Consider the following 24897-nt stretch of genomic DNA (forward strand, 5'->3'; position numbering starts at 1 on the left):
AAATCCGGTTGCGGGCCCGGCACCCCGGTGGAAGATTCGGGCCCCGTGCCCGGCCCGGTCCACCGGACGGGGTCCGAGCCGGCCGGGGCCGTACCCGCAGGTGCGTGAGCCCGGCCGCCGGCACGTGACCGGACCGAGCGAGGGGGAGCCACAGGCATGGGCGCGATGCACGCGGACGAGTGGGACATCGACGAGGCGCTGGTGCGCGCGTTGCTCGCCGAACGGTTCCCGCAGTGGGCCGGCCTGCCGGTCGAACGGGTCGACTCGGCCGGCACCAACAACGCCATGTACCGGCTCGGCGCGGACATGGTGGTGCGCCTGCCGCGGATCCCGGCCGCCGCCGAGGACATCGCCAAGGAGCACGCGTGGCTGCCGCGCCTGGCCCCGGCCCTGCCGGTGCCCGTCCCCGCACCGCTGGGCGTGGGCGGGCCGGTCGCGGGGTACCCGTGGCCGTGGTCGGTCTTCCGCTGGCTGGACGGGGCCAATCCGGTGGCGGGCCGGGCCGAGGAGCCCGCGCTGCTGGCCGGCGACCTGGCCGGTTTCGTCGGTGCCCTGCACCGGGTGGACCCGGCGGGCGGCCCCGCCGCCTACCGCAGCGAACCCCTCGCGGAACGGGACGGCCAGACCCGGGCGGCGATCGCGGGGCTGCACGGGATCGTCGACACCCGCGCCGCGACCGACGCCTGGGAGGCGGCCCTGGAGGCCCCGGGGCCGTCCGGCCCGCCCGTCTGGATCCACGCCGACCTGCAGCCGGGCAACCTGCTCGTCTCCGGCGGCCGGCTGAGTGCGGTCATCGACTTCGGGTGCGCCGGACTGGGGGACGGCGCCGTCGACCTGATCCCGGCCTGGTACGTGCTCCCGGCGGCCGTCCGGGGCGACTTCCGGGCGGCGGTGGGGGCCGACGACGCGGCCTGGGCACGCGGCCGGGGCTGGGCCCTGTCGATCGCGGTGGCCGAACTGGACTACTACCGGGAGACCAATCCCGTCATGGCGGACATCGCCCGGTACGTCATCGCGCAGGTGCTGGCCGAGCACGCCTCGCCGGCCGTCGGCCGGCACGCGTAGCACCTCGCGGGGGCGAGGGCCGCGCGGAGCGGTCCGGCAGTCTTTACCGAACGGTCGACCAACGGGCGGCGCCGGGCGAGTAGCGTCCTCGGCATCCACTGAACGCGATGCGCGGACGCCTCCCCCCACCGGGCGGGCGGACCGCGGGGAGGCATGCCGTGAACCCGGTCGACCTGATGAACGTGAACGAGTGCGCGGCCCGGCTGCCGCAGGCCTGGCAGTCCCGGGTGCTGGGGCTGGTCGGGGCCGCCGAGGTGAAGCTGCTGCGGATGGACGGGCGGGAGCTGCCGGTGGAGTCGCACGCCGCGGCCGAGGTGCTGCTGGTCGTCGACGGGGTGCTGCAACTGTCCGTCGAGGAAGCCGACATGACGCTGCGTTCGGGAGAGCTGGTGGTGGTGCCGGCGGGGGCGCGGCACGCGGTCCGGGCGGGGAGCCGGGGGAGTCTGCTGATCGTCGAGACCGCGGGCCCGGGGGAGGGGTGATCGATACGATCGCCCCATGACCGGAATCGACGATCGTGTGCAGCAAGCCGAACGGCTCTACGAGCAAGCGGTTTTCGGGGGCGACACCGGCGCACTGACCCGGGCCGACCGGTGCCTCGACGCGGTCGAGGCGGATCTCGCCCTGGCCCGCGGCCGGGTGGTCCACGCCCGCTTCGTGGCCCGGCAGGAGGAGTCCGAGGAGGAACTGGCGCTCTTCGAACGGGCGGAGCGACTCTACGCCGGGCTCGGCGACGACCGGGGCCGCGGCGAGGCGCTGTTCTGGATCGCCGCCTACCACCAGGTGGTGCGCGGGGACCACGACACCGCCCAGCCGCTGCTCCGGCGCTCCCTGGACCGCGCCCGCGGGGCCGGCGACACCCTCACCGCCTCCTACGCGCTGCGTCATCTCGGCATCCTCGACCACATGGCCGGCCGCCTCCCGGAGGCCCGCGCCCACCTGGAGGAGTCGACCCGCCTGCGTCGCGAGGCCGACTTCGCTCCCGGCGTCGCGGCCAACCTGGTCGGCCTCGCCTACATCGCCGGGCAGGAGCAACGGCGTGCGGACGCGGCCGAGTTGCTGCGCGAGGCCACCGCGCTCGCGGAGGACACCGACGCGTACGGCGTGCTCGGGTGGATCACCGGAGCCCGGACGGACCTCGGGCTCGAGCGGGGCTCGGACGGGGTCTGACCGGGCGAAGGCGCGGCGCGCGGCCCCGGGCGGTCAGGGAGTCAGGCCGGTGCGGTCCCCGGTTCCCCGGCGGCCGCGGCGATCCGCTCGGCCACCGGGAAGTCCGCCCCGCAGCCCGGGCAGGTCGCGGTGCCGAACGCACAGGCCAGCACGGCCGCGACGGCCGGCCGGTGGTCGGCGACCGCCAGGTCGTACAGGCGGCGGGCGGTGCCGCGGAGGTCCGCCGGGTCGGCCGGCCGCAGCGGGTGGGTCGCGGCGTGGCCGGCCGAGCCGGCGTCGGCACCGGCGGTGGCGAGGGCCCGGCCGCCGGGGCGGGAGTACCGGCCGCGGTCGCCGACGACGACCAGGACCTCCGCCGCGCACGCCGGGCAGGTCAGCTCGTACTGCTGCACGATGATCCCCAGGGTGAGCTCCCCGGCCCAGGCCGGACCGCCCTCGAGGCTCAACTGCGCGTCCAGGGAGGCGGCGTAGTCCCGCACGCAGGGGGCCGTCCGCCGGTGCTCCTCGGCCAGCGCGCGCAGGGCGGCGATCTCGGTGGCGTACCGGGCGCGGACGTCGCCGGCCCCGTGGGGCTGGTCGGCACCCGCCACGATGGCACCGGCCAGGGCCAGGGCCGGCAGGGTGCGCTGCTGGTCGAGCCCGCCCGCGATGTCGAGCAGTCCCGGCAGCGCCGCGAAGCCCGCCGGGTGGACGGTGTCGTCGGGGCACAGGGCGGACCAGAGGGCGTCCCAGCCCTGCGGGGTGGGGTCGGCGGCGAGGCGCGCGAGCCGGACCGGGACGTCCTCGGCGGTGCCGTACGCGTGGGTGAGCCGCGACCAGTCCGTGGTGCCGGACGCGGCGCCCGGCGGCCGGGCGGGCCCCAGCCGGTGCCAGGCGTGGGAGCAGCCGTCGCGGCAGAAGCGCTCCCGGCGCCGGGCGTCGGCGCGCGCCAGCACGTGGACCAGCAGGCGGAAGGCCTTGCGCCGCTCGTGCGGCGGCTCCAGGCGGGCGACCGCCCCCAGCCGGTGCTCGATCCGCCCGCCGGAGAGCAGCACCGAGGGGGTGTGGGTCGGTTTGAGCCCGGCCGGGCGGACGGCGGCCACGCCGTCCTCGGTGGTGGCGCGGGCCTGTACGGCGAACGCAGCGAGGTCCCGCAGCGCGAGCCGCTGCTCCTCGCCGGGCAGCCCGTCGAACCAGTCGATCCCCTGGGCCAGCGGCCGCAGGCCCTGCGCAAGCTCGTTGAGGACCACGTGCCGCTCGGGCAGTTCCCGCGTCACGGCCCACCCCCCCTTCGTCCGTCGCGCGAGCCGGGTCAGCAGAGTTCCAGCCGGGCGTGGGTGGCGTCGTGGAACAGCTCCAGCAGGGTCCGGCCGAGCGGGTGCTCCGGGGAGAGGAAGGCGCTGCGGCGGGCCCGGACGACCAGGACGTCGTGGGAGTCGAGCAGGTCGGAGAAGCCCCGGTTCTCGATGATGTCCCAGAGGGCGTCCAGGCTGCGGCCCTGCCAGTGGTGCAGGGCCTCGTGGTTGACGGCGACGAGTGCCGCGCGGAGGTCCGTCAGCGACTCGACGGTGTACTCGCGGATGTCGACCAGCAGTTCGCTCTGTGCCACGGCGGGAGCCTAGGGCGTGTCTTTCGGATCACGCCAGGCGGTCGCCGCCGGGGCACGCACCTCGCCGGCTTCTCGTCAGTCGCCGATGCTCCGCATGGACTCCCTCCTCGGCGCCGCCGATGCACGCACCCCAACGACGCCCGCTGATCCGACGTGATCCGAAAGACACGCCCTGACGCGGGGCGCCGAAGCGGCTGAGCGCGCGGTGGCCGCCGGCGTCCCCGCCGGCCGGTGCCGTTCCGCCCTGGCGGCTGGGCGCGACCGGGCCACGGCCTGACGGGGCGGCTCCGTCAGGCCGTGACCCCGCCGGCCAGGGCGGCCTCGACGGCGGCTTCGGCGTGCAGCCGGGCGGTGGGGAAGAGCGGGACGGGGCTGTCCTCGGGGCGGACGAGCAGTTCGATCTCGGTGCAGCCCAGGACGATGCCCTCGGCCCCGGCGGCGACCAGGTCCTCGATCACCCGGCGGTAGGCGGCCCGCGACTCCTCGCGGACGACGCCGAGGCACAGCTCCTGGTAGATCACCCGGTGCACCAGGGCGCGGCCCTCCTGGTCCGGGACGAGGACGTCGAGGCCGCCGGCGGCCAGCCGGCCGCGGTAGAAGTCCTGTTCCATCGTGAAGGCGGTGCCGAGCAGTCCGACCCGGCGCAGGCCGGCCGTGCGGACGGCCTGTGCGGTGGCGTCGGCGAGGTGCAGGAGCGGCACCCGGACGGCCGAGGCGACCTGGTCGGCGACCTTGTGCATGGTGTTGGTGCAGATCAGCAGTAGTTCGGCGCCCGCGGCCTGCAGTGCGCGGGCGGCGTCGGCCAGGAGGGCGCCGGCCTCCTCCCAGCGTCCTTCGGCCTGCAGCCGTTCGACGGTGGCGAAGTCGACGGAGTAGAGCACGAGCGGTGCGGAGTGCAGCCCGCCGAGGCGTTCCCGGGTGAGTTCGTTGAGGTGGCGGTAGTACTCGGCGGTGGATTCCCAGCTCATGCCGCCGATCAGGCCGAGGGTCTTCATGGGCAAGTTATAAAGCATTGGTCGGCTTCACGGCAATGCCATAAGGATTACTTTGGGGTGCTGGGGGTGCTCTCCCGGGGCACCCGGTGCTGCCACTCCCGGGTGAACACCACCGAGCCCGCCTCCAGCGCCCGCAGCTGCACGACGCTGAGGAAGTGCCCGGCGTCGCAGCGCAGTTGGGTGCGGGTCTGCACGGTGACGTCCCAGCCGGCCTCGGGCCGCTCCAGGCGGACGGTGTGGTCGGTGCGGGCCTGGGCGCTGAGCGGGGTGCCGGTGAGGATCCGGTACGCGGTGACGGTGTGCTCGTCGCGGACCAGGCCGTCGGGGTGGGTGCGGGTGCCGTCCCCGGCGGGGGAGAGCTCGGTGCGCCACTCGTGGCGGCCGATGTCGTGGACGGTGAGGCGTTCGGGCCGGGCCGTCAGCGGCTCGGTCAGGTGGACGTCGAGCGGCTCGGGCAGTTCGGGGGTCCCCAGGGAGACGGGCGCGGCGCCGACGTCGGCGGCGAGATGGCGCACCGGCAGGCTCAGCGCGGAGCCGGACGGGTCGACGGCGTAGCCCGTGGTGTCCGGCTCCGGCCACACCCAGGGCCAGTAGCCGGAGGAGAGGGCCAGTCGTAGGCGGTGCCCGGCGGGGGCGGTGGCGGCGCAGGCGGCCAGCTCCACGGTGGCGTCCCGGCCGTCGGTGAGCAGCACGCCGCGGGTGATCAGCGCGGAGGTGCCGTCCGGGCCGACGGCGCAGAGCCGGGCGACGACCTGGGCGGGCGGCCCGCCGCCGCGCAGCCGCAGCCGCACGGTGGGCGCGCCGAGGATCTCGACGGGCTCGGGCAGCGGCTGCGAGTCGAAGCAGACCGAGCGGCCGTCCTCCTCGCGCTGGTCGGGAGGCTGGTCGGCGGGGCGGCCCTGCGGGACGTAGGCCCCGGCGTCGAGGCCGGTGTGCTGGGGCGAGCGGACCGGGACGTGGCGGTCCTCGGCGGAGGTGCCGGCGGTGCGCAGCGCGCCGTCGAGGCCGTAGTGGATCTCCCGGACGTCGGGGGAGGGCCAGACCTCCTCGCCGGCCCAGCGGGTGCTGATCCAGCTGCGCAGGGCGGGCTCCTCGGGGGCTCCGGTGTCGACGTCGCGCAGCCAGTGGTCCCACCAGCGCAGCGTCTCGGGGAGCGCGTCCTCGGGCAGCCCGTGCGGCCAGGGGCCGAGCAGGGCGCGGGCGTCGGGGGAGGTGGCGAGCAGGCGCAGCACGAAGGAGCAGGACGGGTCGCCCCACCCGGCGACGGCGAAGGCGGGCACGGGCACCGGGACGCTGCTCTCCCCGGCGGCGAGCCAGGTGTCCACGGGCGGGTCGAGGGACTCCAGGCGGGCGAACCACTCGCTGCGCCAGGAGTCGCCGACGTGCCGGGGGTCGGGCGGCAGGGCGGCACCGGCGACGAGGGCGGTGAGCCGGGTGTGCAGGTCGGTGGCGAGGAGGGCGCCGCCGAGGCGGTGGCCGCCCTCGGGGCAGGCGGTGACCAGGGCGCCGACGGTGCCGGGGGCCCGCGCGGCGAGCAGCAGTGCGGTGGTGCCGGCGGCGCCGACGCCGAGCAGGCCGACCCGGCCGGTAGACCAGGGCCGGCGGGCGAGCCAGTCGATCACGGCCGCGCCGTCGTCGAGCTCGGCGCCGCCACCGGGTTCGGCGGGCAGGCCGCCGGAGTTGCCGTGCCCGCGGGTGTCCACCCGGACGGCGGCGTAGCCGTGGCCGGCGTACCAGGGGTGGCGGCGGGCGTCCTCGGCGGCGGTGCGGTCGGTGAGCCGGTCGGAGGAGTACTCCAGGAGGACGGGGACGGGCTCGTCGCCGACCGGGCGCCACACCCGGGCGCTGAGGCGGGTGCCGTCGGGCAGCGGGATGCGCAGGTCCTCGCGGGTGGTGCGGTAGGGGTACGACGGCATGGCCGCTCCCATCGGGTCCCGGGCCGGTGACTGCCGGCGGGCCCGCGGCGCGCTCCCGGTCGGTGGGGGCGCGCCGCGGGCGTCGGCATTCCGACCCTAGGGGAGGAAGCGTCCGATTTCCTGACGAGAGGGTTCCTGACGAGCGGGTTCCTGGCGGGCGGGGTCCCGGCGGGTGGATTCCCGACGGGCGGGGTCCCGACGGGCCGGGCCGGGCATCGCCCGCCGGCCGGCCCGGGCGGGGCCCGCGGGGGCGCTCACGCCTTGCTGAGCCAGGCGGTGGCGTTGAGGGCGAGCGCGGCGTCGGTGCCGGCCGGGTCGTTCCAGCCGTTGTAGAGGGTGTTGCCGCTCTGCCCGGTGCCGTCGTCGACGGGCGAGCTGTCGCCCCAGACGGCGACCCGGCCGCTGCCGTAGGTGCTGGTGACGAAGAAGGCGCCGGTGGTGCCGCTGGAGCCGGTGCGGTAGACGAGCCCCTTGACGGAGGGGTTGTCGGCGGGCTTCAGGGTGAAGGTGGTGCCGTTGCGCAGGATGGAGCCGGTGACGGTGCCGAACGGGCCGTGCAGCACGGGGTCGGTGGGGGCGTCGGCGGCGCGCGGGTTGTCGGTGGTGATGTTGAGCAGGTCCACGGAGAAGCCGAAGGGGTCGTTGTCGTCGACCCCGTTGGCGGTCATCAGGTCGTTGATGATCGCGGGGGAGTCCCAGCCGTCGTTGTTGCGGTCGCTCCTGGTGTGGTCGGAGATCAGGAAGAGTCCGCCGCCGTTGCGGACGAAGCGGACCAGCGCGCTCTTCTCGCCCGTGGTCAGCCGGATGTTGGGTTCCGGGAGGACGAAGGTGTCGAAGTTGGCGAGGTCGAGGGCGGCGCCGGTGCCGTAGCTGATGGTGGAGCCGGCGGGGAGGGTCTTGAGGCTGTACTGGCCGGTCCTCTGGAGGGCGACGCCCCAGGCGGAGAGGGCGCCGGTCCAGCTCTTCTCGGTGGTGGGGTTGGCGTTCTGGGCGAGCGGGTCGGGCTGGCTGGTGCTGATGATCCAGTCGGCGTTCCCGGCGGTCTCGGCCTTGCTGTTGTCGAACAGCACCCGGTGCGGGGTGGCGGCGACCGGGGTGGCCGAGGCGGGCGCGGGCGTGGGGGCGGGCGCGGCGACGGCGGTGGGGGTGATCAGGCCGGCCGCGAGCAGGGCGGTGCCGGCGAGAGCCGTGGCGGCTCGCATGCGGATCGTCATGTGCCGTTCCTCCGTGGGGAGTCGAGGTTTCGGCGCTCGAGTTTTCGCGCGTAGAACGGGAGTATCCGCCGGTCGGGCGGCGGTCGGAAGCCCCGGGAGGTTACGGCGCCCTGTACGGCTCGTGACGATCTCCGGAGGAGGGGGGAGAACATTCCGTACCTGCGTATGACTTGCAACTGCGGAGGCCGAGGCGGAAAGATGGCCCAGCTTCGACCGCCCGCCGAGAGGAAACACCACGATGACCGCCCCCAGATGGCGTGACCGGCTCACCCGGGACGAGTGGATGCGCCTGGCCGGAATGGGCGGCTTCATCCTCGCGCTGCACGTGGTCGGCTGGTTCACCCTGCTCGCCCTGGTGGCGCCCGAGCACTACGACGTCGGCGGGCAGGTCTTCGGCGCCGGCATGGGGATGACCGCCTACACCCTGGGCATGCGGCACGCCTTCGACGCGGACCACATCGCGGCGATCGACAACACCACCCGCAAGCTGATGGGCCAGGGCAAGCGCCCGCTGTCGGTCGGCTTCTGGTTCTCGCTGGGCCACTCCTCGATCGTCTTCGGCCTCTGCGCGCTGCTCGCCTTCGGCGTCAGGTCGCTCGCCGGCCAGGTGGAGTCGGACGACTCGACCCTGCACGCGACCACCGGCCTGATCGGCACCGCCGTCTCCGGGTCGTTCCTGCTGCTGCTCGGCCTGATCAACCTGGGCGCCTTCAACGGCATCCTCAAGGTGTTCCGCCGGATGCGCGTCGGCGAGTACGACGAGGCCGAGCTGGAGCGCCAGCTGGAGAAGCGCGGGCTGATGAACCGCATCCTCGGCCGGGTGACCAGGGCCGTCACCAAGCCCTGGCACATGTACCCGGTGGGCCTGCTGTTCGGCCTCGGCTTCGACACCGCCACCGAGGTGTCGCTGCTGGTGCTGGCGGGCGGCGCGGCGGCGTTCTCACTGCCCTGGTACGCGCTGCTCACGCTGCCGATCCTGTTCGCGGCGGGGATGAGCCTGCTGGACACCATCGACGGCTCGTTCATGAACTTCGCCTACGAGTGGGCGTTCTCCAAGCCGGTCCGCAAGATCTACTACAACCTGACCGTCACCGGCCTGTCGGTGCTGGTCGCGCTGGTGATCGGCCTGGTCGAGCTGGTCGGCCTGCTCGGCGAGAAGCTGGACATCACCAGCGGGCCGATCGCCTGGGTGGGCGAGCTGGACCTCAACTTCGTCGGCTACGCGATCGTCGGTCTCTTCGTGGTGACCTGGGCCGGTGCGATCGCGTTCTGGAAGTTCGGCAAGGTGGAGGAGAAGTGGTCGGCCGGGCTGGCCGCGGCGGCCGCCGAGTCCGAGTAGCCCGCGGCGCGCGGACCGAGGGGGCGGTGACCGGGGTCTGGTCACCGCCCCCTCGGGGCTTTCCGGACGGGCTCCCGCAGGGCGTGGGCCGCGGGACGCGGGGCGCCGGTGGCCAGGCGCAGAGCGCGCGGCCCCGGCGCCTTGGCCGGCCGGCGCGCCGGGGGGTCGCCTCCGTGCGCCGGCAGGTCGCCGCGGCCGGTGCGGCGGGCCCTGCGGCCGGTGCGGCCGGTGCCCTCCGGGCGTCCTACCGCAGCGCGGCGAGCACCGCGTCCGCCATCACCTTCTCGCCGGTGGCGTTCGGGTGGAACGGCACGGCGGGCGAGCCGGGCAGCGCGCCCTCGATCCAGCGGTCGTCCGAGCAGACGTCGTGGCCGAGGGTCGGCGTCGCGGTGTCGACGTAGGTGGCGCCGTTCGCCGCCGCGGTGGACCTGAGGGCCGCGTTCAGCTTGGTGAGCACGCCGTGCATGTACTCGACGTCGCCCGGGGTGACGGGCTGGCGCAGGATGCACTTCGAGCCGTCGGCGGGCAGCACCGACGGGTAGCCGACCAGCAGGATCCGGGCGCCCGGCGCCTTGGCGTGGATGCGCTTGAGCGTGTCGGCGATCTGCGGCGCGATAGTGGTGGTGATCCGCTCGGCGAGGTCGTCGTTGCCGTACTGCCAGGACCACGTGCTCCAGTCCCAGTAGCCGTGGTGGTAGACGTCCTTGCAGGGCGTGCCGAGCGGGTTGACGACGGCGCCGGCGATGCAGGTGGCGACCAGCTCGCCGAGGCCGAGGTCGCTGGCCGCGAGGTCGTTGCCGCCGATCCCGAGGGTGACCAGGTCGGTGTCGGGGGTCACCGCGTCCAGCTGCGGGTCGTTGACCCTGATGAAGGCGTCGTACTGCGGCTGCGTCATGGCCTTGACCTTGGCGGCGGCGCAGGTGACGTCGGTGTACGCGGCGGCCTTGAGGGCGCCGGCGACGAGGTGGCCGTAGTTGCGGTCGGAGCGCAGGCACAGGCCGGCCGACTGGCCGGGCACGCCGGCGCCGGCGGCGTAGGAGTCGCCGAGCGCCACCATGTGTTTCGGCGCCGGGGTCGCGGCCTGCGCACTGGTGGAGGTGAGGGCGAGGGCGGCGCCGACGGCCACCGCGGCGAGCGCGGTGGAGCGGCGGAGTTTCCGGGCAGGGCGGAGCACGGTTCCTCCTGGGGGAGAGAAACGACGGGTGGGGGTCGTGCCAGCCGGGCCACAGCTACTCACAGGTAAGTTACTGTCAGGTTTCGCGCACGTCCATGGCATGCGCAGAAATTCCCGAAATTCCGTCAGGTGGTATTTCGAATTACGCTCCACCGCGTATCGGAGGCATTTCCGAAACGCCGTGGAGCGGAATTGCCGCCGTCGGTTGTTACCCGCCGGTTGACCGGGCCTCGCCGCAGGCCGCAGTATCGGGCGCACGGCGACGCCGCCCGCCCGTGCGCCGCCCCGCCGACGGCGCCCGCCCCGGAGCGCCGTCCGTGCCCACCGCGACGGAGGACTGCGCAATGGCCCTGGACGCCGACGTCATCGTCATCGGAGCGGGACTCGCAGGCCTCGCCGCCACCGCCGAACTCGCCGACGCCGGACGGAGGGTGATCCTGCTCGACCAGGAGCCCGCGGCCTCCCTCGGCGGCCAGGCGCACTGGTCCTTCGGCGGCCTCTTCCTGGTCGACTCGCCCGAACAGCGCCGGATGCGGATCCGCGACTCGCACGACCTCGCCCGGCAGGACTGGCTCGGCACCGCCGGATTCGACCGGCCCGAGGACGCCTGGCCCCGGCGGTGGGCCGAGGCCTACGTCGACTTCGCGGCCGGTGAGAAGCGCTCCTGGCTGCACGGCATGGGCGTGCGCTTCTTCCCGGTCGTCGGCTGGGCCGAACGCGGCGGATTCCTCGCCGACGGGCCCGGCAATTCCGTGCCGCGCTTCCACATCACCTGGGGCACCGGGCCCGGCCTGCTGGAGCCCTTCGTCCGCCGGGTCCGGGCCGCGGCGGCCCGCGGTCTGGTCGACCTGCGCTTCCGGCACCGGGTCACCGGCCTCGCCGCCACCGCGGGCGTCACCGACACCGTCACCGGTGAGGTGCTGGTGCCCAGCCCGGCCGCCCGCGGCGAGGCCAGCTCGCGCGAGACCGCCGGCACCTTCGAACTGCGCGCCCAGGCCGTGATCGTCACCTCGGGCGGCATCGGCGGCAACCACGACCTGGTCCGCAAGGCGTGGCCGGCCCGGCTCGGCACCCCGCCCGCCAGGCTGCTCTCCGGCGTCCCCGCGCACGTGGACGGGCTGATGCTCGGCATCACCGGCGAGGCCGGCGGCCACCTGATCAACGGCGACCGGATGTGGCACTACACCGAGGGCATCGAGAACTGGGACCCGATCTGGGCCCGGCACGGCATCCGCATCCTGCCCGGCCCCTCCTCGCTCTGGCTCGACGCCCGCGGCGAGCGGCTGCCCGTCCCGCTCTTCCCCGGCTTCGACACCCTCGGCACCCTCGAGCACATCATGTCCACCGGGCACGAACACACCTGGTTCGTGCTCAACCAGCGCATCATCGAGAAGGAGTTCACCCTCTCCGGCTCGGAACAGAACCCCGACCTGACGGGCCGTTCGGTGCGCGGCGTCCTCGGCCGCGCCCTGCCCGGCGCCCCCGGCCCGGTCCGGGGCCACCTGCGGCACGGGCCCGACTTCGTCGTCGCGAGCACCCTCGCCGACCTCGCCCGCGGCATGAACGCCAGGACCCGCCGGGCGCTGATCGACCCCGACGCGCTGCGCCGCACCGTCGAGGCCCGCGACCGGCAGATCGCCAATCCCTTCGCCAAGGACCTCCAGGTCACCGCGATCCACGGCGCCCGCCGCTACCTGGGCGACAAGCTGATCCGCACCGCCGCTCCGCACCGCATCCTCGACCCGGCCGCCGCCCCGCTGATCGCGGTGCGGCTCAACATCCTCACCCGCAAGTCCCTCGGCGGGTTGGAGACCGACCTCTCCTCGCGCGTCCTGCGCCCCGGCGGGGAGGTCCTCCCGGGGGTCTACGCGGCCGGTGAGGCGGCCGGGTTCGGCGGCGGCGGGGTGCACGGCTACCGCTCGCTGGAGGGCACCTTCCTCGGCGGCTGCCTCTTCTCCGGCCGCACCGCGGGCCGCGCGGCGGCCCGGGCGGTCGCGTAGCGGGGCGGGGGCGGGTAGGCCGGCGGGCCGGGCGCACGAAGGCTGGAGCACGCGTGCGCCGGCCGGTGCGCCCCTCCCCTGTGGGAGCGCACCGACCGGCACCGGTAGGGGTCCAGCCTCCCCGAGCGGTGCGCGCGGAACTATCCACTCCGGGGCGGTGGCCCCGCACGTTTCCGGATAGCCGGCGAGGGCCCGGACTGCTACCGGGCCGCCGTCCGGCGGACCCGGGTGGCCGTCCGGCGGACGGGCGGCGCCGGTTGCCGGCGGACGGTCAGCGCCGGCCCCGCAGGGTCTCCGAGGGCAGCCGCCCGTACGCCCGCCGGTACTCGGCGCTGAACCGGCCCAGGTGGGTGAAGCCCCAGCGGCAGGCGACGTCGGTGACCGTCCCGGTGGCGTCCCCGGCGGCGACGGCCGTGAGGTCCTGGTGGGCGCGGTCGAGCCGGACCCGGCGCAGGTACGCCAGCGGCGTGGTGTCCAGGTGCCTGCGGAAGCCCTCCCGCAGGGTGCGCAGGCTGACCCGGGCGGCCCGGGCGATGTCGGACGCCGTGACGGCCTCGTCGGCGTGCTCGGCGCAGTAGGCCGTCGCCCGGCGCAGGGCGCTCGGCAGCAGGGCGCCGTCGTGGCCCACCGTCCGGCTCCGGTCGAGCGGGTGGACGTCCAGCAGGGTGTCGGCCAGCAGCCGCTCGAACTGCTCGACGCCCAGCGGGGAACGGCGGCCCAGCGGGGAGACGACGAACTCCCGGAAGGCGTGGGCCAGCGCCAGCCAGGAGTGCACGGCCGGGTCCGCCGGGTCGAGCGCGTGCTGCCGGAATCGCAGCGGGTGCCGCGGAACGTCCCCCAGCCGCACCGCGAGGGCCTCGTCCAGGGTCTCCCGGGACATCGCCAGCGCCGCGTTCACGGCCAGGCCGTCCCACTCCATCCCGACCTCGTCGCCCGGCCCGGCGACGAACGGCGGGGACAGCAGCCCGGTGCCGTTCACGGTCACCCGCCCGTGGCCGGCCTGGGGCAGGATGACGCTGTAGAAGTCGGGGATCTCCCCCGTCCACAGGCGTACGGGGGCGCCGTAGGCGAGGTCGTAGAGCGCCACCCGGCCCTCGTGGAAGGCCCGGAACCGGCCGGGCGCCAGTTGGTCGCCGAGCACCGTCAGCCGGTGCGGCGAGAGCCGGTCGCTCACGATCAGGCGCAGCTCCTCGATGCTGCCGCCCTCGTAGAGCGAGACCGGACCGCTCCCGTCGCCTTCCCGATCCAGTGCCGCGACCGCCACTGCCACCCCCTGATCCGATGATCCGAGCCCGGTGCCGGCGCCGCCCGTGCGGCGGCGCGACGGACCACTCTGACCCCCCGGGCACGGCCGGGCAACGGTATTACGGCGGGCGCCCGCGGGAGCGGCCGGTGGCCGGTCAGTCCTCGTCGGAGACGCCCAGCCGCAGGTGCTCGACGTGGTAGACGGCCTGGTCGAGCAGGGCGGCCACGTGGTCGTCGTGCAGGGAGTAGACCACCGAGCGGCCGCGGCGCTCGCCGACGACCAGGCCGAGGTTGCGCAGCAGCCGCAGCTGGTGCGAACACGCGGACTGCTCCAGGCCCACGGCGCCGGCGAGTTCGGTGGCGGCGCGCGGGCCCTCCCGCAGCGCGGCGAGGATCAGCAGCCGGGAGGGGGTGGCCAGGGCCTGCAGCGTGGTCGCGACCTTGGCCGCGTTGGACGCGTCCAGGCGCATCCGCGGTACGGCGTTCTCGGTGGTCGCGTGTCCCATGGGGGCATCCTACGGACCGCCGTGGCGCCCCGGCACCCGGCGGGGGCCCGCCCGCCGCCCGGTAGGCTGCGCGTGCACGACCCGCCCCTGACCTGGAGGAGAACCCCGACCGATGAACGTGCGAAGCGGGCGAGTCATACCGAGGTGCCGGTGGGCGTGCGCCCCGGCCGGGCGCTGCGGGGCCGGGGCATGAGCCGTCGGGACCGCGACCGCGGGCAGGGGGCCGGCTCCCCGGTGACCGTCACGGTCTGCCGCGGCTGCTGCTGCGGCACCGAGGCCAAGCACCCCGGCGTCGACCACGCGGGGCAGTACGAGCGCCTGCGGGCGGCGGTCGGCACGGCGGGCCGGGTCCGGGCGGTCAAGTGCCTGGACGTGTGCACCCAGTCCAACGTGGTGGTGGTCGGCCCCTCCTCGGCGGGCCGCGCGGCGGGCGGGCGGCCGGTCTGGCTCGGTTTCGTGCTGGCCGACGACATGATCGACGAGATCGCCGACTGGGTGCACGCGGGCGGCCCCGGTCTGGCCGATCCGCCCGGGCTGCTGGACCTCCAGCTGATCTCGGTCTCCCGCAGGGTCCGCGAGGCCCTGCCCGAGTAGTCCGCGAGGCCCTGCCCGAGTGGTGCGCGGGGCGGCGCCCGAGTGGTGCGCGGGGTGGCGTCCGAGTGGTGCGCGGGGTGGCCTCCGGGGCGGACTGAGCTCCCGTCACCGCCCTTTCCGGCCGGGCGGTTCGGCGGATCCTCCAGTCGACGGGCATCCGTGGGCGCCGCCCTCGGGCGGCCCCACTAGCATGACCCGTGGTCGCGAGCGGTTCCGCCCAGGGAGGAAGACGATGACGACGGTCTGCCGCATCTGCGCGGGCACCGGCCGGACCGCCGGCCTCAGCTGCCGGACCTGCCAGGGCACCGGCACCACCGAGGTGGGCGGCGGGGGCGGCAACTGCTTCCTCTGCGACGGCACCGGCGTCTACGTCCGGTACCGGGTCGACGCGGGCGGTGCCAAGCACGCCTACCGGGACGAGATCTGCCGCACCTGCGACGGCACCGGCAACCGCTCCACGACGCACTGGGACGAGCCGTCCGGCTGAGGAGCCGTCGGCGCGGCGCCTCCGCCCCGGCCCGACGGCCGCTCAGGCGGCCCCGCAGGTCGGGGCCATGATCCCCGGTCGGTCCGGCGGCGAGCGCGGTCTTTACTCCGTCTTGGTCGAACATTGGCGTTCGAATGAGCGGCACGCTGCGGCCCGTTCACCGCGCGTCCGCGTGCGGTCAACGCACCACTGGAAGAGTCCGGCACATGGATATCCCCAACATGGGCGTGCCGGCCCGGCTCGCCGACCGCATGAGCATGGCCGAGCAGCACGAGTACCTGCGGGCCCGTTTCTCCCGCCGCCGGATGCTGCGGGCCGGCGCCGTGACCGTCGGCGCCATCGCCGTCGGCGGTGCGATGGGCAGCGGCACCGCCTTCGCCGCGCCGGCCGGCCCGACGCTGCTCCCGGCCGGTACGGCGGACGGCATCGACGGTTCGCTGGTCGCGCCGATCGGCCGCCACCTCCAGTTCGGCCCCGAGCCGGACACCCAGTTCCGCGTCTCCTGGCAGGTGCCGGCGCCGGTCAAGAAGCCGTTCCTGCGCTTCGGCAGGACCCCGTGGGAGCTCAGCCACAAGGTGCAGGCCGAGGTCCGCGCCCTGCACACCCCGGCGCTGACCCCCACCGGCCAGCCGGTGGACCAGTACTACCTGCACGTGGCGCTGGAGGACCTCCACCCCGACACCACGTACTACTACGGCGTCGGCCACGAGGGCTTCGACCCGGCCTCGCAGCAGCAGATCTCCACCCTGCACACCTTCCGCACCGCGCCCTCCCGGGACCACCGCTGGGGCAAGGTCTACGAGCCGTTCACCTTCACGGCCTTCGGCGACCAGGGCGTCAGCGCGCACGCGGCCGGCAACGACCACATCATCAAGGCCCAGAAGCCGGCCTTCCACCTGCACGCCGGCGACATCTGCTACGCCGACCCGGCCGGTTCCGGCACCGACCCGGACAAGTCCGTCTTCAACGCGAAGACCTGGGACGCCTTCCTGGTCCAGACCGAGACCGTCGCCGCCGAGATCCCGTGGATGGTCGCCTACGGCAACCACGACATCGAGGCCTGGTACTCGCCCAACGGCTACGGCGGCGAGAACTCCCGCTTCTTCCTCCCGGACAACGGCCCGGACCCGCGCAGCGTCCCCGGCGTCTACACCTTCCGCTACAAGAACGTCGGCGTCATCTCCCTCGACGCCAACGACGTCTCCTACGAGATCCCGGCCAACCTGGGCGTCTCGGCGGGCAAGCAGACCAAGTGGCTGGAGCGCACCCTCAAGGACCTGCGCAGCGACGAGACCGTCGACTTCGTCGTGGTCTTCTTCCACCACTGCGCCTTCTCCACCACCGTCGCGCACGCCTCCGAGGGCGGCGTCCGCGAGGCCTGGGTGCCGCTGTTCGAGAAGTACCGGGTGGACCTGGTCATCAACGGCCACAACCACATCTACGAGCGCACCGACGCCATCCTGGGCAACAAGGTCTCGAAGCAGGTGCCGAGCGGCGCCACCATCGAGCCCGAGAAGGACGGCGTGGTCTACGTGACCGCGGGCGCGGCCGGCCGCAGCCTGTACAACTTCGCGACCCCGGACACCTACGAGGGCCACGAGAACCACCAGGACGAGGTCACCACGTACTACTGGAGCAAGGGCCGGGTGAAGACCCCCGAGACCATCCAGTGGTCGCGGGTGCGCTACACCGGCTACTCCTTCATCAAGGTCGACGTCACCCCGGCCCACCTGGGCCAGAAGTCGGTCATGAAGGTCACCGCCCTGGCGGAGGACGGCACGCAGATCGACAACTACTCGATCCTGCGCAAGGTCGGCGAGGGCTGGGACTCCGGCCGCGACGACGACGGCGAGGGCGGCGGCTGGGGCTGGTAGCCCCGGCGCGCCCGACGGGCCCCGGTGCCGGGGAGGCGAGTCCCCGGCACCGGGGCCCGGTGCGGCTCAGCGCCTCGGGCCGTACATGATGACGGCGACCCCGGCCAGGCAGATCAGTGCGCCGACCACGTCGTGGCGGGTCGGCCGGAAGCCGTCCACGAGCACGCCCCACAGCAGCGAACCGGCCACGAACACCCCGCCGTACGCGGCCAGCACCCGGCCGAACTGGGCGTCCGGCTGCAGCGCCGCGACGAAGCCGTAGGCGCCGAGCAGCACCACGCCCAGTCCGGCCAGCCACCACGGGCGCTGCTCGCGCACGCTCTGCCAGACCAGCCAGCAGCCGCCGATCTCGGCGAGGGCGGCGAGGACGAACAGGGCGGCGGAGCGCAGGACGGTCATGCGGTCGAGCCTAGGGTCCGTCCGGCGGGGCGGGGTGGGCGGTCAGCTCTGGCGGTACGTCGCCAGGAAGCGGCCGATGCGGTTGATGGCCGTCTCCAGGTCGTCGGCGCGGGGGAGCGTGACGAAGCGGAAGTGGTCGGGGCGGGGCCAGTTGAAGCCGGTGCCCTGGACGACGTGGATCTTCTCGCGCAGCAGCAGGTCCAGCACGAACTGCTCGTCGTCGACGATCCGGTGGACCGCCGGGTCGAGCCTGGCGAAGGCGTACAGCGCGCCCTTGGGCTTGACGCAGCTGACGCCGGGGATCTCGTTGAGGGCCTTGAAGGCGACGTCGCGCTGCTCGGTGAGCCGGCCGCCGGGCAGCACCAGGTCGTTGATGGACTGGTGGCCGCCGAGCGCGGCCTGGACGGCGTACTGGGCGGGCACGTTGGGGCACAGGCGCATCCCGGAGAGCATGGTCAGGCCCTCCAGGTAGTCGGTGGCGTGCTGCTTGGGCCCGGAGACGACCAGCCAGCCGCTGCGGAAGCCGGCCACCCGGTAGGCCTTGGAGAGGCCGTTGAAGGTGAGGGTGAGGACGTCGTCGGCGAGGGCGGCCAGGCAGTGGTGCTCGGTGTCGTCGTAGAGGATCTTGTCGTAGATCTCGTCGGCGAGGACCATCAGGTGGTGCCGGCGGGCGAGGTCGAGGATGCCCTCCAGCAGCTCCTTCGGGTAGACCGCGCCGGTCGGGTTGTTGGGGTTGATGACGACGATGGCCTTGGTGCGGGCGGTGATCTTCGCCGCGATGTCGTCGAGGTCCGGGTACCAGTCCGCCTGCTCGTCGCACAGGTAGTGCACGGCCTTGCCGCCGGCGAGGCGCACCACGGCCGTCCACAGCGGGTAGTCCGGCATCGGGACGAGCACTTCGTCGCCGTCGTCGACGAGCGCGGTGACGGCCATCTGGATCAGCTCGGACACGCCGTTGCCGAGGTAGACGTCGTTGACGCCGACCCCGCTGACGCCGCGCTGCTGGTAGTACTGCACCACCGCGCGGCGGGCCGGCAGGATGCCGCGCGAGTCGCTGTAGCCGTGCGCCCTGGGCAGGTTGCGGATGATGTCCTGGATGATCTCCTCGGGCGCCTCGAAGCCGAACGGAGCCGGGTTCCCGGTGTTCAGCCGCAGCACGCTGTGCCCGGCCTCCTCCAGCGCGTTGGCCTGGTCGACCACCGGGCCGCGGATCTCGTAGCACACGTCATTCAGCTTGCTGGACTGTCGAAACTCCATCAGCGGCCTCCCGACCGTCACCACCCGCATCGTTGCTGTTGCTTTGTTCTACCAAGTTGTCACTTGGAAAGTCCAACCTTTTGGCTATGCTGATCCACATGTCACGCCGAAGCTACGACCAGTACTGCGCCGTCGCCCGCGCCCTGGACGCGGTGGGGGAGCGCTGGAGCCTCCTGATCGTCCGTGAACTCCTGGGCGGTCCGCGCCGCTACACCGACCTGCACGCCGACCTGCCGGGCGTGTCCACCGACATCCTCGCCACCCGGCTCAAGCAGCTGGAGGGCGACGCCCTGGTCCTGCGCCGACGGCTCGAACGGCCCGCCAACGCCACCGTCTACGAGCTCACCGAGCGGGGCCGCGAACTGCGCCCGGTGATCGACGCCCTGGGCGAATGGGGCCTGCCGGCCCTCGGCGAGCAGCGGCCCACCGACGCCGTCCGCGAGCACTGGGTCGCCCCCCGGAAGGCCGTGGACGGGGCGGCCGTCGGGGCGTAGCGGCCCGCGCGTACGATCGTCGGGCCACGGAGCAACCGGAGCAGAGCGGAGGCCGCCCGTGCCCACCACCTACCGCAGGTACGTCGCCGTCGGGGACTCCTTCACCGAGGGGATGTGCGACGACCTGCTGCCCGACGGCCACTACCGGGGCTGGGCCGACCGGGTCGCCGGAGCACTCGCCGGCGAGGCCGCGGACGAGGAGTTCCGGTACGCCAACCTCGCCGTCCGCGGCAAGCTCATCGGCCAGATCCACGACGAGCAGCTGTCCGTCGCCGCCGCCATGGGCGCCGACCTGGTCACCCTCGCCGGCGGCCTCAACGACGTGCTGCGCCCGGGCTGCGACATCGCCCGGGTCGAGCGGCTGCTCGGCCGCTGCGCCACCGAACTGCGCGCCACCGGCGCCACCGTCGTGCTCTTCACCAGCACCGACCCCACCCGCAGGATGGCGGGCAGCGCCCGGCTGCTGCCCGCCATCCTGCGGATGAAGGCCTTCGTGCACGAGCTCGGGCAGGAGGAGGGCGTCGCCGTCGTCGACCTCTTCTCCGCCCCCTGCTTCGACGACCGCCGTCTCTGGGCCGAGGACCGCCTGCACCTCTCGCCCGAGGGGCACCGCCGGGTGGCCGACGGGGTGCTGGAGGCCCTCGGCCGCCCCGCCGCCGCCGACTGGCGCGCCCCGCTGCCGCCGGTCGCCCCGCCCGGCCCGGCCGAGCGGCTGCGCACCGACGCCCGCTGGCTGCGCAGCCACCTCGGGCCGTGGATCGGCCGCCGGCTCACCGGGCGCTCCTCCGGCGACGGCCGGCCGCCGAAGCGGGCGGAGCTGCTGCCCTACCGCGGGTGAGCGGTCGGGCGGCCTCCGGCCGCGGGTGAGCCGTCAGCCGTCAGCCGTGAGCCGTCAGCCGGCCTCCGGGTCGAGAACCAGGCTCGCCATCGGGGTGCGGGTGGTCCAGCCGATCGCCCGGTAGAGCGACTGGCCGGCCTCGGTGCCGACCAGGACGCCGGTGTCGGCGCCCGCCCGGTACGCGGTGTCCTGGAGGGTCCGCATCACCAGGGCGCCCAGGCCGCGGCGCCGGTGCTCGGGGGCGGTGAGGATCTGGTCCGGGACGGCCACCGCGCCGGCCAGGCCCGCCTGGCCGCGGGCGGCGAGGTGTCCGGCCCCGGTGCGGACCAGCACCCGGGCCACCCCGCCCCTGGTCCAGCTGGTCACGGTGTACCCCGCCGGCACCGCGGGCCGTTCGGCGGTCAGCGGGGCGGTCATCAGGTAGCCGGGCTCGTCCAGCCGCCACTGCGGGCCCAGCCAGGGCCGGACGGCGGCGTCCTCGGTGAACAGCTTCAGCCAGGTGCCGGGCGCGGTGGTGCACTCGGCGATCTTTCGGACGTCGGCCTCGGTCGGTTCGGGCAGCACGTGCCGGGCGACGTGGCCGACCACGCCGACGTCGATCGTCCAGCCCCAGGGCTCGTCCACCGGTTCGGCCGCCCCGCGTGAGACCGTCCACCCGGCGATCCACATCCGAACGAGTTCGTTGATGCTCGGGTCCTGCACTCCTACCCCCGTACGTAATAGGTGCACTACTGATTGAGACCTTACCGGGGTGGGGTGGCCGTGACCAGCGCCCGGCGGGCGCACAGTACGCTTGACGGGTTCCACGAGCCCGGCGAGTACCACCGACCGGCGGGTTCACCGCACCGGACCGCCCGGTGCCCCGACGCCGGAAGGACCGAGGAAACGTGCGCGAGACCGAGCCGCCGCAGGACCCCACGGCGGCCGGGCCGACCGAGCTGCGCTCCGACTGCACCAGCTGCTTCGGGCTCTGCTGCGTCGCGCTGCCCTTCGCCGCCGGCTCCGACTTCGCCGTCGACAAGGCCGCCGGCACGCCCTGCCGCAACCTGCAGACCGACTTCACCTGCGGCATCCACGAGAAGCTCCGCGACAAGGGCTTCCAGGGCTGCACCGTCTACGACTGCTTCGGCGCCGGGCAGCGCGTCTCCCAGGTCACCTTCGGCGGCCGCAGCTGGCGCGCCGAACCCGCCGGCGCCAGGGCGATGTACGAGGTCTTCCCCGTCGTGCGGCAGCTCCACGAGCTGCTCTGGTACCTCACCGAGGCCCTCACCTACGCCCCGGCCCGCCCCCTGCACGCCGACCTGCGGCAGGCCCTGGAGGAGACCGACCGGCTCGCCGGCGGCACCCCCGAGGAGGTCCTCGCCGTCGACGTCCCCGCGCACCGGCAGCGCGTGAGCGAACTGCTGCTGCGCGCCGGCGAACTCGTCCGGGCCGCCGTCCCGAACCGCCGCGAGCACCGCGGCGCCGACTTCTTCGGGGCCCGCCTGCGCGGCGCCGACCTGCGCGGGGCCAACCTGCGCGGCGCCCTGCTCGTCGCCGCCGACCTCACGGGCGCCGACCTGCGCCTCGCCGACCTCATCGGCGCCGACCTGCGCGACGCGGCCCTCGGCGGCGCCGACCTCACCGAGGCCCTCTTCCTGACCCAGGCCCAGCTCAACGCCGCCCGCGGCGACGCCTCCACCCGACTCCCCGCGGGCCTCACCCGGCCCGCCCACTGGCCGGACACCACCACCGCCCCGGTGGCCGCCGCCGCGCCCGCCGGCAAGGCGCGCGGCCCGCGCAGGCCGCGACCCGGCGGCCGCGAGGGTGGCGGCGGCCGCCAGGGCCGGCGGCGCTAGACCCGGGGGGCGGGCGCCCGGCGGGGGATCAGTCCGTGAGCAGCCGGGCCCGGAGGGCGGCGACCTGGTCGCGGTCCACGCCGAGGGTGCCGGTGGCGTAGGCCTCGACCGAACCGTGGCGGGCGGCCAGGTCGGCGAGGGCGAGCCGGATGACCGTCTCCGGGGCCCGCCCGTAGCCGGGCCAGCCCAGGGTGCGTCCCGGGTTGGCGGCGTGCCAGTCGGCGATCAGGTGCGGGGTGGCCAGCTCGGTGAGGGCGAAGTCGGCGGCGACGTCGTCCTCGGACACCCCGAGCAGGGTGAGCACGAGGGCGGCGACCAGGCCGGTGCGGTCCTTGCCGGAGGCGCAGTGGAAGACCAGCGGCTCCTCGGCCGCGGTGATCACGTCCAGGGCCTGGCGGATCTCCTTCACCCCGTCCTCGGCGACCTCGGCGAAGCGGTCGGCGAGGTAGCGCCAGGGGTCGAGCCGAGGGTCGATCGCGGCCTGGTCGTACGGGCGGTGCTCGATCGAGAGGTTGTGGTACGCGAGCCCGTCCAGGTCGGGCACCCGCCCCTTGGCGGCGATCTCCCACGGGTAGCGCAGGTCGATCACCGTCCGTACGCCGAGCTCCCGGAACCGTCCGAGGTCGCCGTCCGTGGTGAGCTTGCCCAGTGAGTCGGAGCGGTAGAGCAGACCCCACCGGACGGATCGTCCTCCGGCGGCCCGGTACCCGCCCAGATCGCGGAAGTTGTGCAGTCGGTCGAATGCGAGGTGACGCTTCGTCATGCGCCGCACTCTAGCCACCGGTCCCGCCACCACCCCGGGCCGGGGCGGCGGCGGACGGGGCCGGGAGGGGCTCAGGAGCCGAGCGAGTCCAGGATGCGGCGGATCGACTCCACGACGGGGGCGCCGGCGGCGGCGAGGGCCGCGACGCCGGAGATGTTGCGCAGGGCGCGGCGCAGGGTGGCCGGCGGGGTGCCGCGGCCGTCGCCGATGGCCTCCAGGGACTCGTCGAGGACCTCGCGGTCCTCGGCCGGGACCTGGCCGCGCAACTGCGCCACGGCGGCGATGAGTTCGCGCATCGCGGTCTGGGGGTCGACGGGGCCCTGGTTCTTGACGATGCCGATGTTGTGGTCGCCGTGCTGGGTGACCGAGTCGCCGAAGTGGATGCCGCCGTTCACAGACCGACCTTCTTTCCGATGTTGTGGTCGCCGTACTGGGTGATCCGGTCGCCGACGTGGACGTTCTCCACCTGGACCGCGAACTCGGCCTGCGGGTTGTCGATCGCCTCCATGATCAGCTCGATCAGGTTGTTGACCTGCCAGGCGTCGTGGCTGACCACGGCCGTGTTCGAGGAGCTGGACGTCTCGATGATCAGCGAGTACAGGGTCCGCATCCGCAGCCGGGTGACCAGCCGGTAGAGGCTCACCAGGAACAGGGCGACCATCACCACGGCGATCAGGTTGCCCGCGGTGGGGTTCGCGGAGCTGGAGGTGAGCGAGCCGAGCAGCGCGGTGGCCAGCAGCAGGCCGATCACCTGCCGGACGAACCGGAGGATCACCCGGGCGCGCTTCGGCGGCACCGTCTCGAACCGCCGGGCCCGCGCGATGTTGTGCAGCGGGTAGGCGTCACCGCCCACCCACAGCACCCGACGGCTGACCCTGACGTCGATCACATTGCTTCTGCGTGCCACGTTCCGTCCCCCTGCGCGTGAGTAGCGGGGAGAACCATAGCAACGGCCGCCGACCCGGGGCCGCCGCGAGCGCAGCGGAAGGACCGTCAGGCACCCGGTGCGGCAGTGCGCGGGGCGTGCCGTCAGGTGCACCGCGCCGGGAGTCAGGCGCCGCGGTGGCCGTCAGGCGCTGCGGTCGGCGAGCACCTCGCGGACGACGTGGCGGGCGTTGGCGGTCAGGCCCGGGTCGGTGTGGCGGTAGTACGGGATCGTCACCAGGGCGATGGAGAAGGCCCAGGCGCGGCCGCGGGCCCACATCGCGTCGTCGGCGCCTAGCGCGGCGCGGAAGGCGGGGCGGGCGGAGGCGGGCAGCAGGTTCCAGGCGACGATCAGGTCGGCGGTCGGGTCGCCGACGCCCATCAGGCCGAAGTCGACGACCGCGGCGAGCCGGCCGGTGCGGTCGACCAGCAGGTTGCCGGGGGTGAGGTCGCCGTGCATCCAGCTGGGCGGTCCCGCGTACTCGGGCAGCCGCAGGGCCTTGTCCCACAGGGCGGTCGCCGCCCCGGTGTCGACGGCCCCGGCGAGCTGGGCGATGGCGGCGCGGGTGGAGCCGTCCCGGGACGCGAGCGGGAGGCTGCGGTGGGCGGCGGGGCCGCCGGCCGGGTTGACGGCCCGCAGCGCGGTGACGAAGCCGGCCAGGTCGCGGGCGAGCCCGTCGGGGGCGGCGAGGGCGCCGACGGCCGGGTTGACGCCGTCGAGCCAGCGGACCACCGACCACTCCCAGGGGTAGCCGGCGGCGGGTCTGCCGACCGCGACGGGGGCGGGGACCGGCCGCGGGAGGTGCGGTGCGAGCTTCGGCAGCCACTGCTTCTCGCGCCGGACGTCCCCGGCCGCCCACTCCACCCGGGGGAGCCGGACGGCGAGTTCGGGCCCGAGCCGGAACATCGCGTTGTCCGTCCCGACGGAGGCGACCGGTGTGACCGGCAGGCCCACCCAGTCCGGGAACTGGGCGGATATCAGCCGCCGCACCAGGGCCGCGTCGATGACCAGTTCGTCGGGGTGCATCCGGGTGGCAGCGCACATGTGCGGCAGCGTACAGCGCGGACCGCCGCCCTTCAGGCGTTTCCGGAAGCCGGTCCGCCGACCCGCGGGCGCGGACCGTTCGCATGCCGGTGGCGGGTCGGGCCCGGGTGGCGGGTCCTCCCCTCGCCGGGTCGGGCCCGGGGGCCGGTCCTACCCCGCCGCGCGACGTACC

Annotated in this window: 25 protein-coding genes and 1 pseudogene; 11 read left to right on the top strand and 15 right to left on the bottom strand. The window is 74.5% G+C overall.

What is annotated here, in order from left to right; all coding sequences use genetic code 11:
• The first annotated feature begins 165 nt into the window (after window positions 1-165).
• The 3 genes from ACIA8Q_RS21015 to ACIA8Q_RS21025 all read left to right on the top strand — a co-directional run bounded on the left by ACIA8Q_RS21015 (window position 166) and on the right by ACIA8Q_RS21025 (window position 2235).
• Window positions 166-1065: an aminoglycoside phosphotransferase family protein gene (locus ACIA8Q_RS21015; RefSeq protein WP_387905003.1), complete on the top strand. Its 900-nt coding sequence runs from the start codon at window positions 166-168 to the stop codon at window positions 1063-1065.
• A gap of 158 nt (window positions 1066-1223) precedes the next feature.
• Window positions 1224-1547, top strand: a complete 324-nt coding sequence (locus ACIA8Q_RS21020) for a cupin domain-containing protein (RefSeq protein ID WP_396317537.1) — start codon at window positions 1224-1226, stop codon at window positions 1545-1547.
• Between the two features lie 16 nt (window positions 1548-1563).
• Window positions 1564-2235, top strand: coding sequence for a tetratricopeptide repeat protein (locus ACIA8Q_RS21025; RefSeq protein WP_396317538.1), 672 nt, complete (start codon window positions 1564-1566; stop codon window positions 2233-2235).
• Between the two features lie 41 nt (window positions 2236-2276).
• Here the strand turns inward: ACIA8Q_RS21025 and ACIA8Q_RS21030 are convergent, their stop codons facing one another.
• The 5 genes from ACIA8Q_RS21030 to ACIA8Q_RS21050 form a co-directional block, all read right to left on the bottom strand.
• Window positions 2277-3491 carry a DUF5958 family protein gene (locus tag ACIA8Q_RS21030; protein WP_396317539.1) on the bottom strand — a complete coding sequence of 405 codons (1215 nt, stop codon included), beginning with the start codon at window positions 3489-3491 and terminating at the stop codon, window positions 2277-2279.
• Between the two features lie 35 nt (window positions 3492-3526).
• Window positions 3527-3823, bottom strand: coding sequence for a hypothetical protein (locus ACIA8Q_RS21035; protein ID WP_360213024.1), 297 nt, complete (start codon window positions 3821-3823; stop codon window positions 3527-3529).
• Window positions 3824-4113: 290 nt separating this feature from the next.
• Window positions 4114-4818, bottom strand: a complete 705-nt coding sequence (locus ACIA8Q_RS21040) for an aspartate/glutamate racemase family protein (protein ID WP_387904844.1) — start codon at window positions 4816-4818, stop codon at window positions 4114-4116.
• Window positions 4819-4865: 47 nt separating this feature from the next.
• A complete protein-coding gene (locus ACIA8Q_RS21045) occupies window positions 4866-6734 on the bottom strand; it encodes a CocE/NonD family hydrolase (RefSeq protein ID WP_396317540.1) in 1869 nt (622 codons plus the stop codon).
• A 254-nt stretch (window positions 6735-6988) separates the two neighbouring features.
• Window positions 6989-7948, bottom strand: a complete 960-nt coding sequence (locus ACIA8Q_RS21050) for a hydrolase (protein WP_360213030.1) — start codon at window positions 7946-7948, stop codon at window positions 6989-6991.
• A 238-nt stretch (window positions 7949-8186) separates the two neighbouring features.
• On the opposite strand from ACIA8Q_RS21050, the gene ACIA8Q_RS21055 reads away from it, so the two are divergent.
• Entirely contained in the window at window positions 8187-9287 is a 1101-nt protein-coding gene (locus ACIA8Q_RS21055) for a HoxN/HupN/NixA family nickel/cobalt transporter (protein WP_360213032.1), read from the top strand.
• Between the two features lie 244 nt (window positions 9288-9531).
• On the opposite strand, the gene ACIA8Q_RS21060 is transcribed toward ACIA8Q_RS21055, so the two are convergent.
• A complete protein-coding gene (locus tag ACIA8Q_RS21060) occupies window positions 9532-10461 on the bottom strand; it encodes an SGNH/GDSL hydrolase family protein (protein ID WP_360213034.1) in 930 nt (309 codons plus the stop codon).
• Between the two features lie 344 nt (window positions 10462-10805).
• Between ACIA8Q_RS21060 and ACIA8Q_RS21065 the strand changes: the two genes are divergently transcribed.
• Window positions 10806-12461: an FAD-binding dehydrogenase gene (locus tag ACIA8Q_RS21065; RefSeq protein WP_396317557.1), complete on the top strand. Its 1656-nt coding sequence runs from the start codon at window positions 10806-10808 to the stop codon at window positions 12459-12461.
• A gap of 271 nt (window positions 12462-12732) precedes the next feature.
• Here the strand turns inward: ACIA8Q_RS21065 and ACIA8Q_RS21070 are convergent, their stop codons facing one another.
• Both ACIA8Q_RS21070 and ACIA8Q_RS21075 read right to left on the bottom strand, forming a co-directional pair.
• Window positions 12733-13731 (bottom strand): AraC family transcriptional regulator, encoded by a 999-nt coding sequence (locus ACIA8Q_RS21070; protein ID WP_387904853.1) that lies wholly within the window; start codon window positions 13729-13731, stop codon window positions 12733-12735.
• Between the two features lie 130 nt (window positions 13732-13861).
• Window positions 13862-14212 carry a metalloregulator ArsR/SmtB family transcription factor gene (locus tag ACIA8Q_RS21075; RefSeq protein ID WP_360213038.1) on the bottom strand — a complete coding sequence of 117 codons (351 nt, stop codon included), beginning with the start codon at window positions 14210-14212 and terminating at the stop codon, window positions 13862-13864.
• Window positions 14213-14401: 189 nt separating this feature from the next.
• Between ACIA8Q_RS21075 and ACIA8Q_RS21080 the strand changes: the two genes are divergently transcribed.
• From ACIA8Q_RS21080 to ACIA8Q_RS21090, 3 genes are all read left to right on the top strand, one after another.
• Window positions 14402-14806, top strand: coding sequence for a (2Fe-2S) ferredoxin domain-containing protein (locus ACIA8Q_RS21080; RefSeq protein WP_360213040.1), 405 nt, complete (start codon window positions 14402-14404; stop codon window positions 14804-14806).
• 232 nt (window positions 14807-15038) lie between these two features.
• Complete coding sequence (locus ACIA8Q_RS21085) at window positions 15039-15293, top strand: hypothetical protein (RefSeq protein WP_360213042.1); 255 nt, start codon at window positions 15039-15041, stop codon at window positions 15291-15293.
• A 206-nt stretch (window positions 15294-15499) separates the two neighbouring features.
• A complete protein-coding gene (locus ACIA8Q_RS21090; protein WP_360213044.1) occupies window positions 15500-17167 on the top strand; it encodes a metallophosphoesterase family protein in 1668 nt (555 codons plus the stop codon).
• Between the two features lie 66 nt (window positions 17168-17233).
• Here ACIA8Q_RS21090 and ACIA8Q_RS21095 read toward each other — a convergent pair whose 3' ends face one another.
• Together ACIA8Q_RS21095 and ACIA8Q_RS21100 are read right to left on the bottom strand one after the other, a co-directional pair.
• A complete protein-coding gene (locus tag ACIA8Q_RS21095) occupies window positions 17234-17566 on the bottom strand; it encodes a YnfA family protein (RefSeq protein ID WP_360213046.1) in 333 nt (110 codons plus the stop codon).
• Between the two features lie 42 nt (window positions 17567-17608).
• Entirely contained in the window at window positions 17609-18823 is a 1215-nt protein-coding gene (locus ACIA8Q_RS21100; RefSeq protein ID WP_360213048.1) for a pyridoxal phosphate-dependent aminotransferase, read from the bottom strand.
• 98 nt (window positions 18824-18921) lie between these two features.
• Here ACIA8Q_RS21100 and ACIA8Q_RS21105 point away from each other — a divergent pair.
• Together ACIA8Q_RS21105 and ACIA8Q_RS21110 are read left to right on the top strand one after the other, a co-directional pair.
• Window positions 18922-19278: pseudogene (locus ACIA8Q_RS21105) on the top strand (winged helix-turn-helix transcriptional regulator); the annotation flags it as partial.
• A 97-nt stretch (window positions 19279-19375) separates the two neighbouring features.
• Window positions 19376-20155, top strand: a complete 780-nt coding sequence (locus ACIA8Q_RS21110) for an SGNH/GDSL hydrolase family protein (protein WP_396317541.1) — start codon at window positions 19376-19378, stop codon at window positions 20153-20155.
• Window positions 20156-20209: 54 nt separating this feature from the next.
• Here ACIA8Q_RS21110 and ACIA8Q_RS21115 read toward each other — a convergent pair whose 3' ends face one another.
• Entirely contained in the window at window positions 20210-20857 is a 648-nt protein-coding gene (locus tag ACIA8Q_RS21115; protein WP_396317542.1) for a GNAT family N-acetyltransferase, read from the bottom strand.
• A gap of 185 nt (window positions 20858-21042) precedes the next feature.
• Between ACIA8Q_RS21115 and ACIA8Q_RS21120 the strand changes: the two genes are divergently transcribed.
• Window positions 21043-21993: a pentapeptide repeat-containing protein gene (locus ACIA8Q_RS21120; RefSeq protein WP_396317543.1), complete on the top strand. Its 951-nt coding sequence runs from the start codon at window positions 21043-21045 to the stop codon at window positions 21991-21993.
• A 28-nt stretch (window positions 21994-22021) separates the two neighbouring features.
• Here ACIA8Q_RS21120 and ACIA8Q_RS21125 read toward each other — a convergent pair whose 3' ends face one another.
• The 4 genes from ACIA8Q_RS21125 to ACIA8Q_RS21140 all read right to left on the bottom strand — a co-directional run bounded on the left by ACIA8Q_RS21125 (window position 22022) and on the right by ACIA8Q_RS21140 (window position 24725).
• Window positions 22022-22756, bottom strand: a complete 735-nt coding sequence (locus tag ACIA8Q_RS21125) for a tyrosine-protein phosphatase (RefSeq protein ID WP_360213056.1) — start codon at window positions 22754-22756, stop codon at window positions 22022-22024.
• A 71-nt stretch (window positions 22757-22827) separates the two neighbouring features.
• Window positions 22828-23151, bottom strand: a complete 324-nt coding sequence (locus tag ACIA8Q_RS21130; RefSeq protein WP_396317544.1) for a hypothetical protein — start codon at window positions 23149-23151, stop codon at window positions 22828-22830.
• Complete coding sequence (locus tag ACIA8Q_RS21135; RefSeq protein WP_360213060.1) at window positions 23148-23663, bottom strand: DUF6232 family protein; 516 nt, start codon at window positions 23661-23663, stop codon at window positions 23148-23150. The genes ACIA8Q_RS21130 and ACIA8Q_RS21135 overlap by 4 nt, the downstream gene beginning before the upstream one ends.
• Window positions 23664-23825: 162 nt before the next feature.
• A complete protein-coding gene (locus ACIA8Q_RS21140) occupies window positions 23826-24725 on the bottom strand; it encodes an aminoglycoside phosphotransferase family protein (RefSeq protein ID WP_360213062.1) in 900 nt (299 codons plus the stop codon).
• Between the last annotated feature and the right edge of the window lie 172 nt (window positions 24726-24897).

The organism is Kitasatospora sp. NPDC051705 (assembly GCF_044453265.1).
Taxonomy (GTDB): Bacteria; Actinomycetota; Actinomycetes; order Streptomycetales; family Streptomycetaceae; genus Kitasatospora.

Coding starts and splice junctions, on each gene's coding strand:
- ACIA8Q_RS21015 (WP_387905003.1), top strand. CDS start 166: ATGCACGCGGACGAGTGGGACATCGACGAGGCGCTGGTGCGCGCGTTG.
- ACIA8Q_RS21025 (WP_396317538.1), top strand. CDS start 1,564: ATGACCGGAATCGACGATCGTGTGCAGCAAGCCGAACGGCTCTACGAG.
- ACIA8Q_RS21040 (WP_387904844.1), bottom strand. CDS start 4,818: ATGAAGACCCTCGGCCTGATCGGCGGCATGAGCTGGGAATCCACCGCC.
- ACIA8Q_RS21045 (WP_396317540.1), bottom strand. CDS start 6,734: ATGCCGTCGTACCCCTACCGCACCACCCGCGAGGACCTGCGCATCCCG.
- ACIA8Q_RS21050 (WP_360213030.1), bottom strand. CDS start 7,948: ATGACGATCCGCATGCGAGCCGCCACGGCTCTCGCCGGCACCGCCCTG.
- ACIA8Q_RS21055 (WP_360213032.1), top strand. CDS start 8,187: ATGACCGCCCCCAGATGGCGTGACCGGCTCACCCGGGACGAGTGGATG.
- ACIA8Q_RS21065 (WP_396317557.1), top strand. CDS start 10,806: ATGGCCCTGGACGCCGACGTCATCGTCATCGGAGCGGGACTCGCAGGC.
- ACIA8Q_RS21075 (WP_360213038.1), bottom strand. CDS start 14,212: ATGGGACACGCGACCACCGAGAACGCCGTACCGCGGATGCGCCTGGAC.
- ACIA8Q_RS21080 (WP_360213040.1), top strand. CDS start 14,402: ATGAGCCGTCGGGACCGCGACCGCGGGCAGGGGGCCGGCTCCCCGGTG.
- ACIA8Q_RS21085 (WP_360213042.1), top strand. CDS start 15,039: ATGACGACGGTCTGCCGCATCTGCGCGGGCACCGGCCGGACCGCCGGC.
- ACIA8Q_RS21090 (WP_360213044.1), top strand. CDS start 15,500: ATGGATATCCCCAACATGGGCGTGCCGGCCCGGCTCGCCGACCGCATG.
- ACIA8Q_RS21095 (WP_360213046.1), bottom strand. CDS start 17,566: ATGACCGTCCTGCGCTCCGCCGCCCTGTTCGTCCTCGCCGCCCTCGCC.
- ACIA8Q_RS21100 (WP_360213048.1), bottom strand. CDS start 18,823: ATGGAGTTTCGACAGTCCAGCAAGCTGAATGACGTGTGCTACGAGATC.
- ACIA8Q_RS21125 (WP_360213056.1), bottom strand. CDS start 22,756: ATGACGAAGCGTCACCTCGCATTCGACCGACTGCACAACTTCCGCGAT.
- ACIA8Q_RS21140 (WP_360213062.1), bottom strand. CDS start 24,725: ATGTGCGCTGCCACCCGGATGCACCCCGACGAACTGGTCATCGACGCG.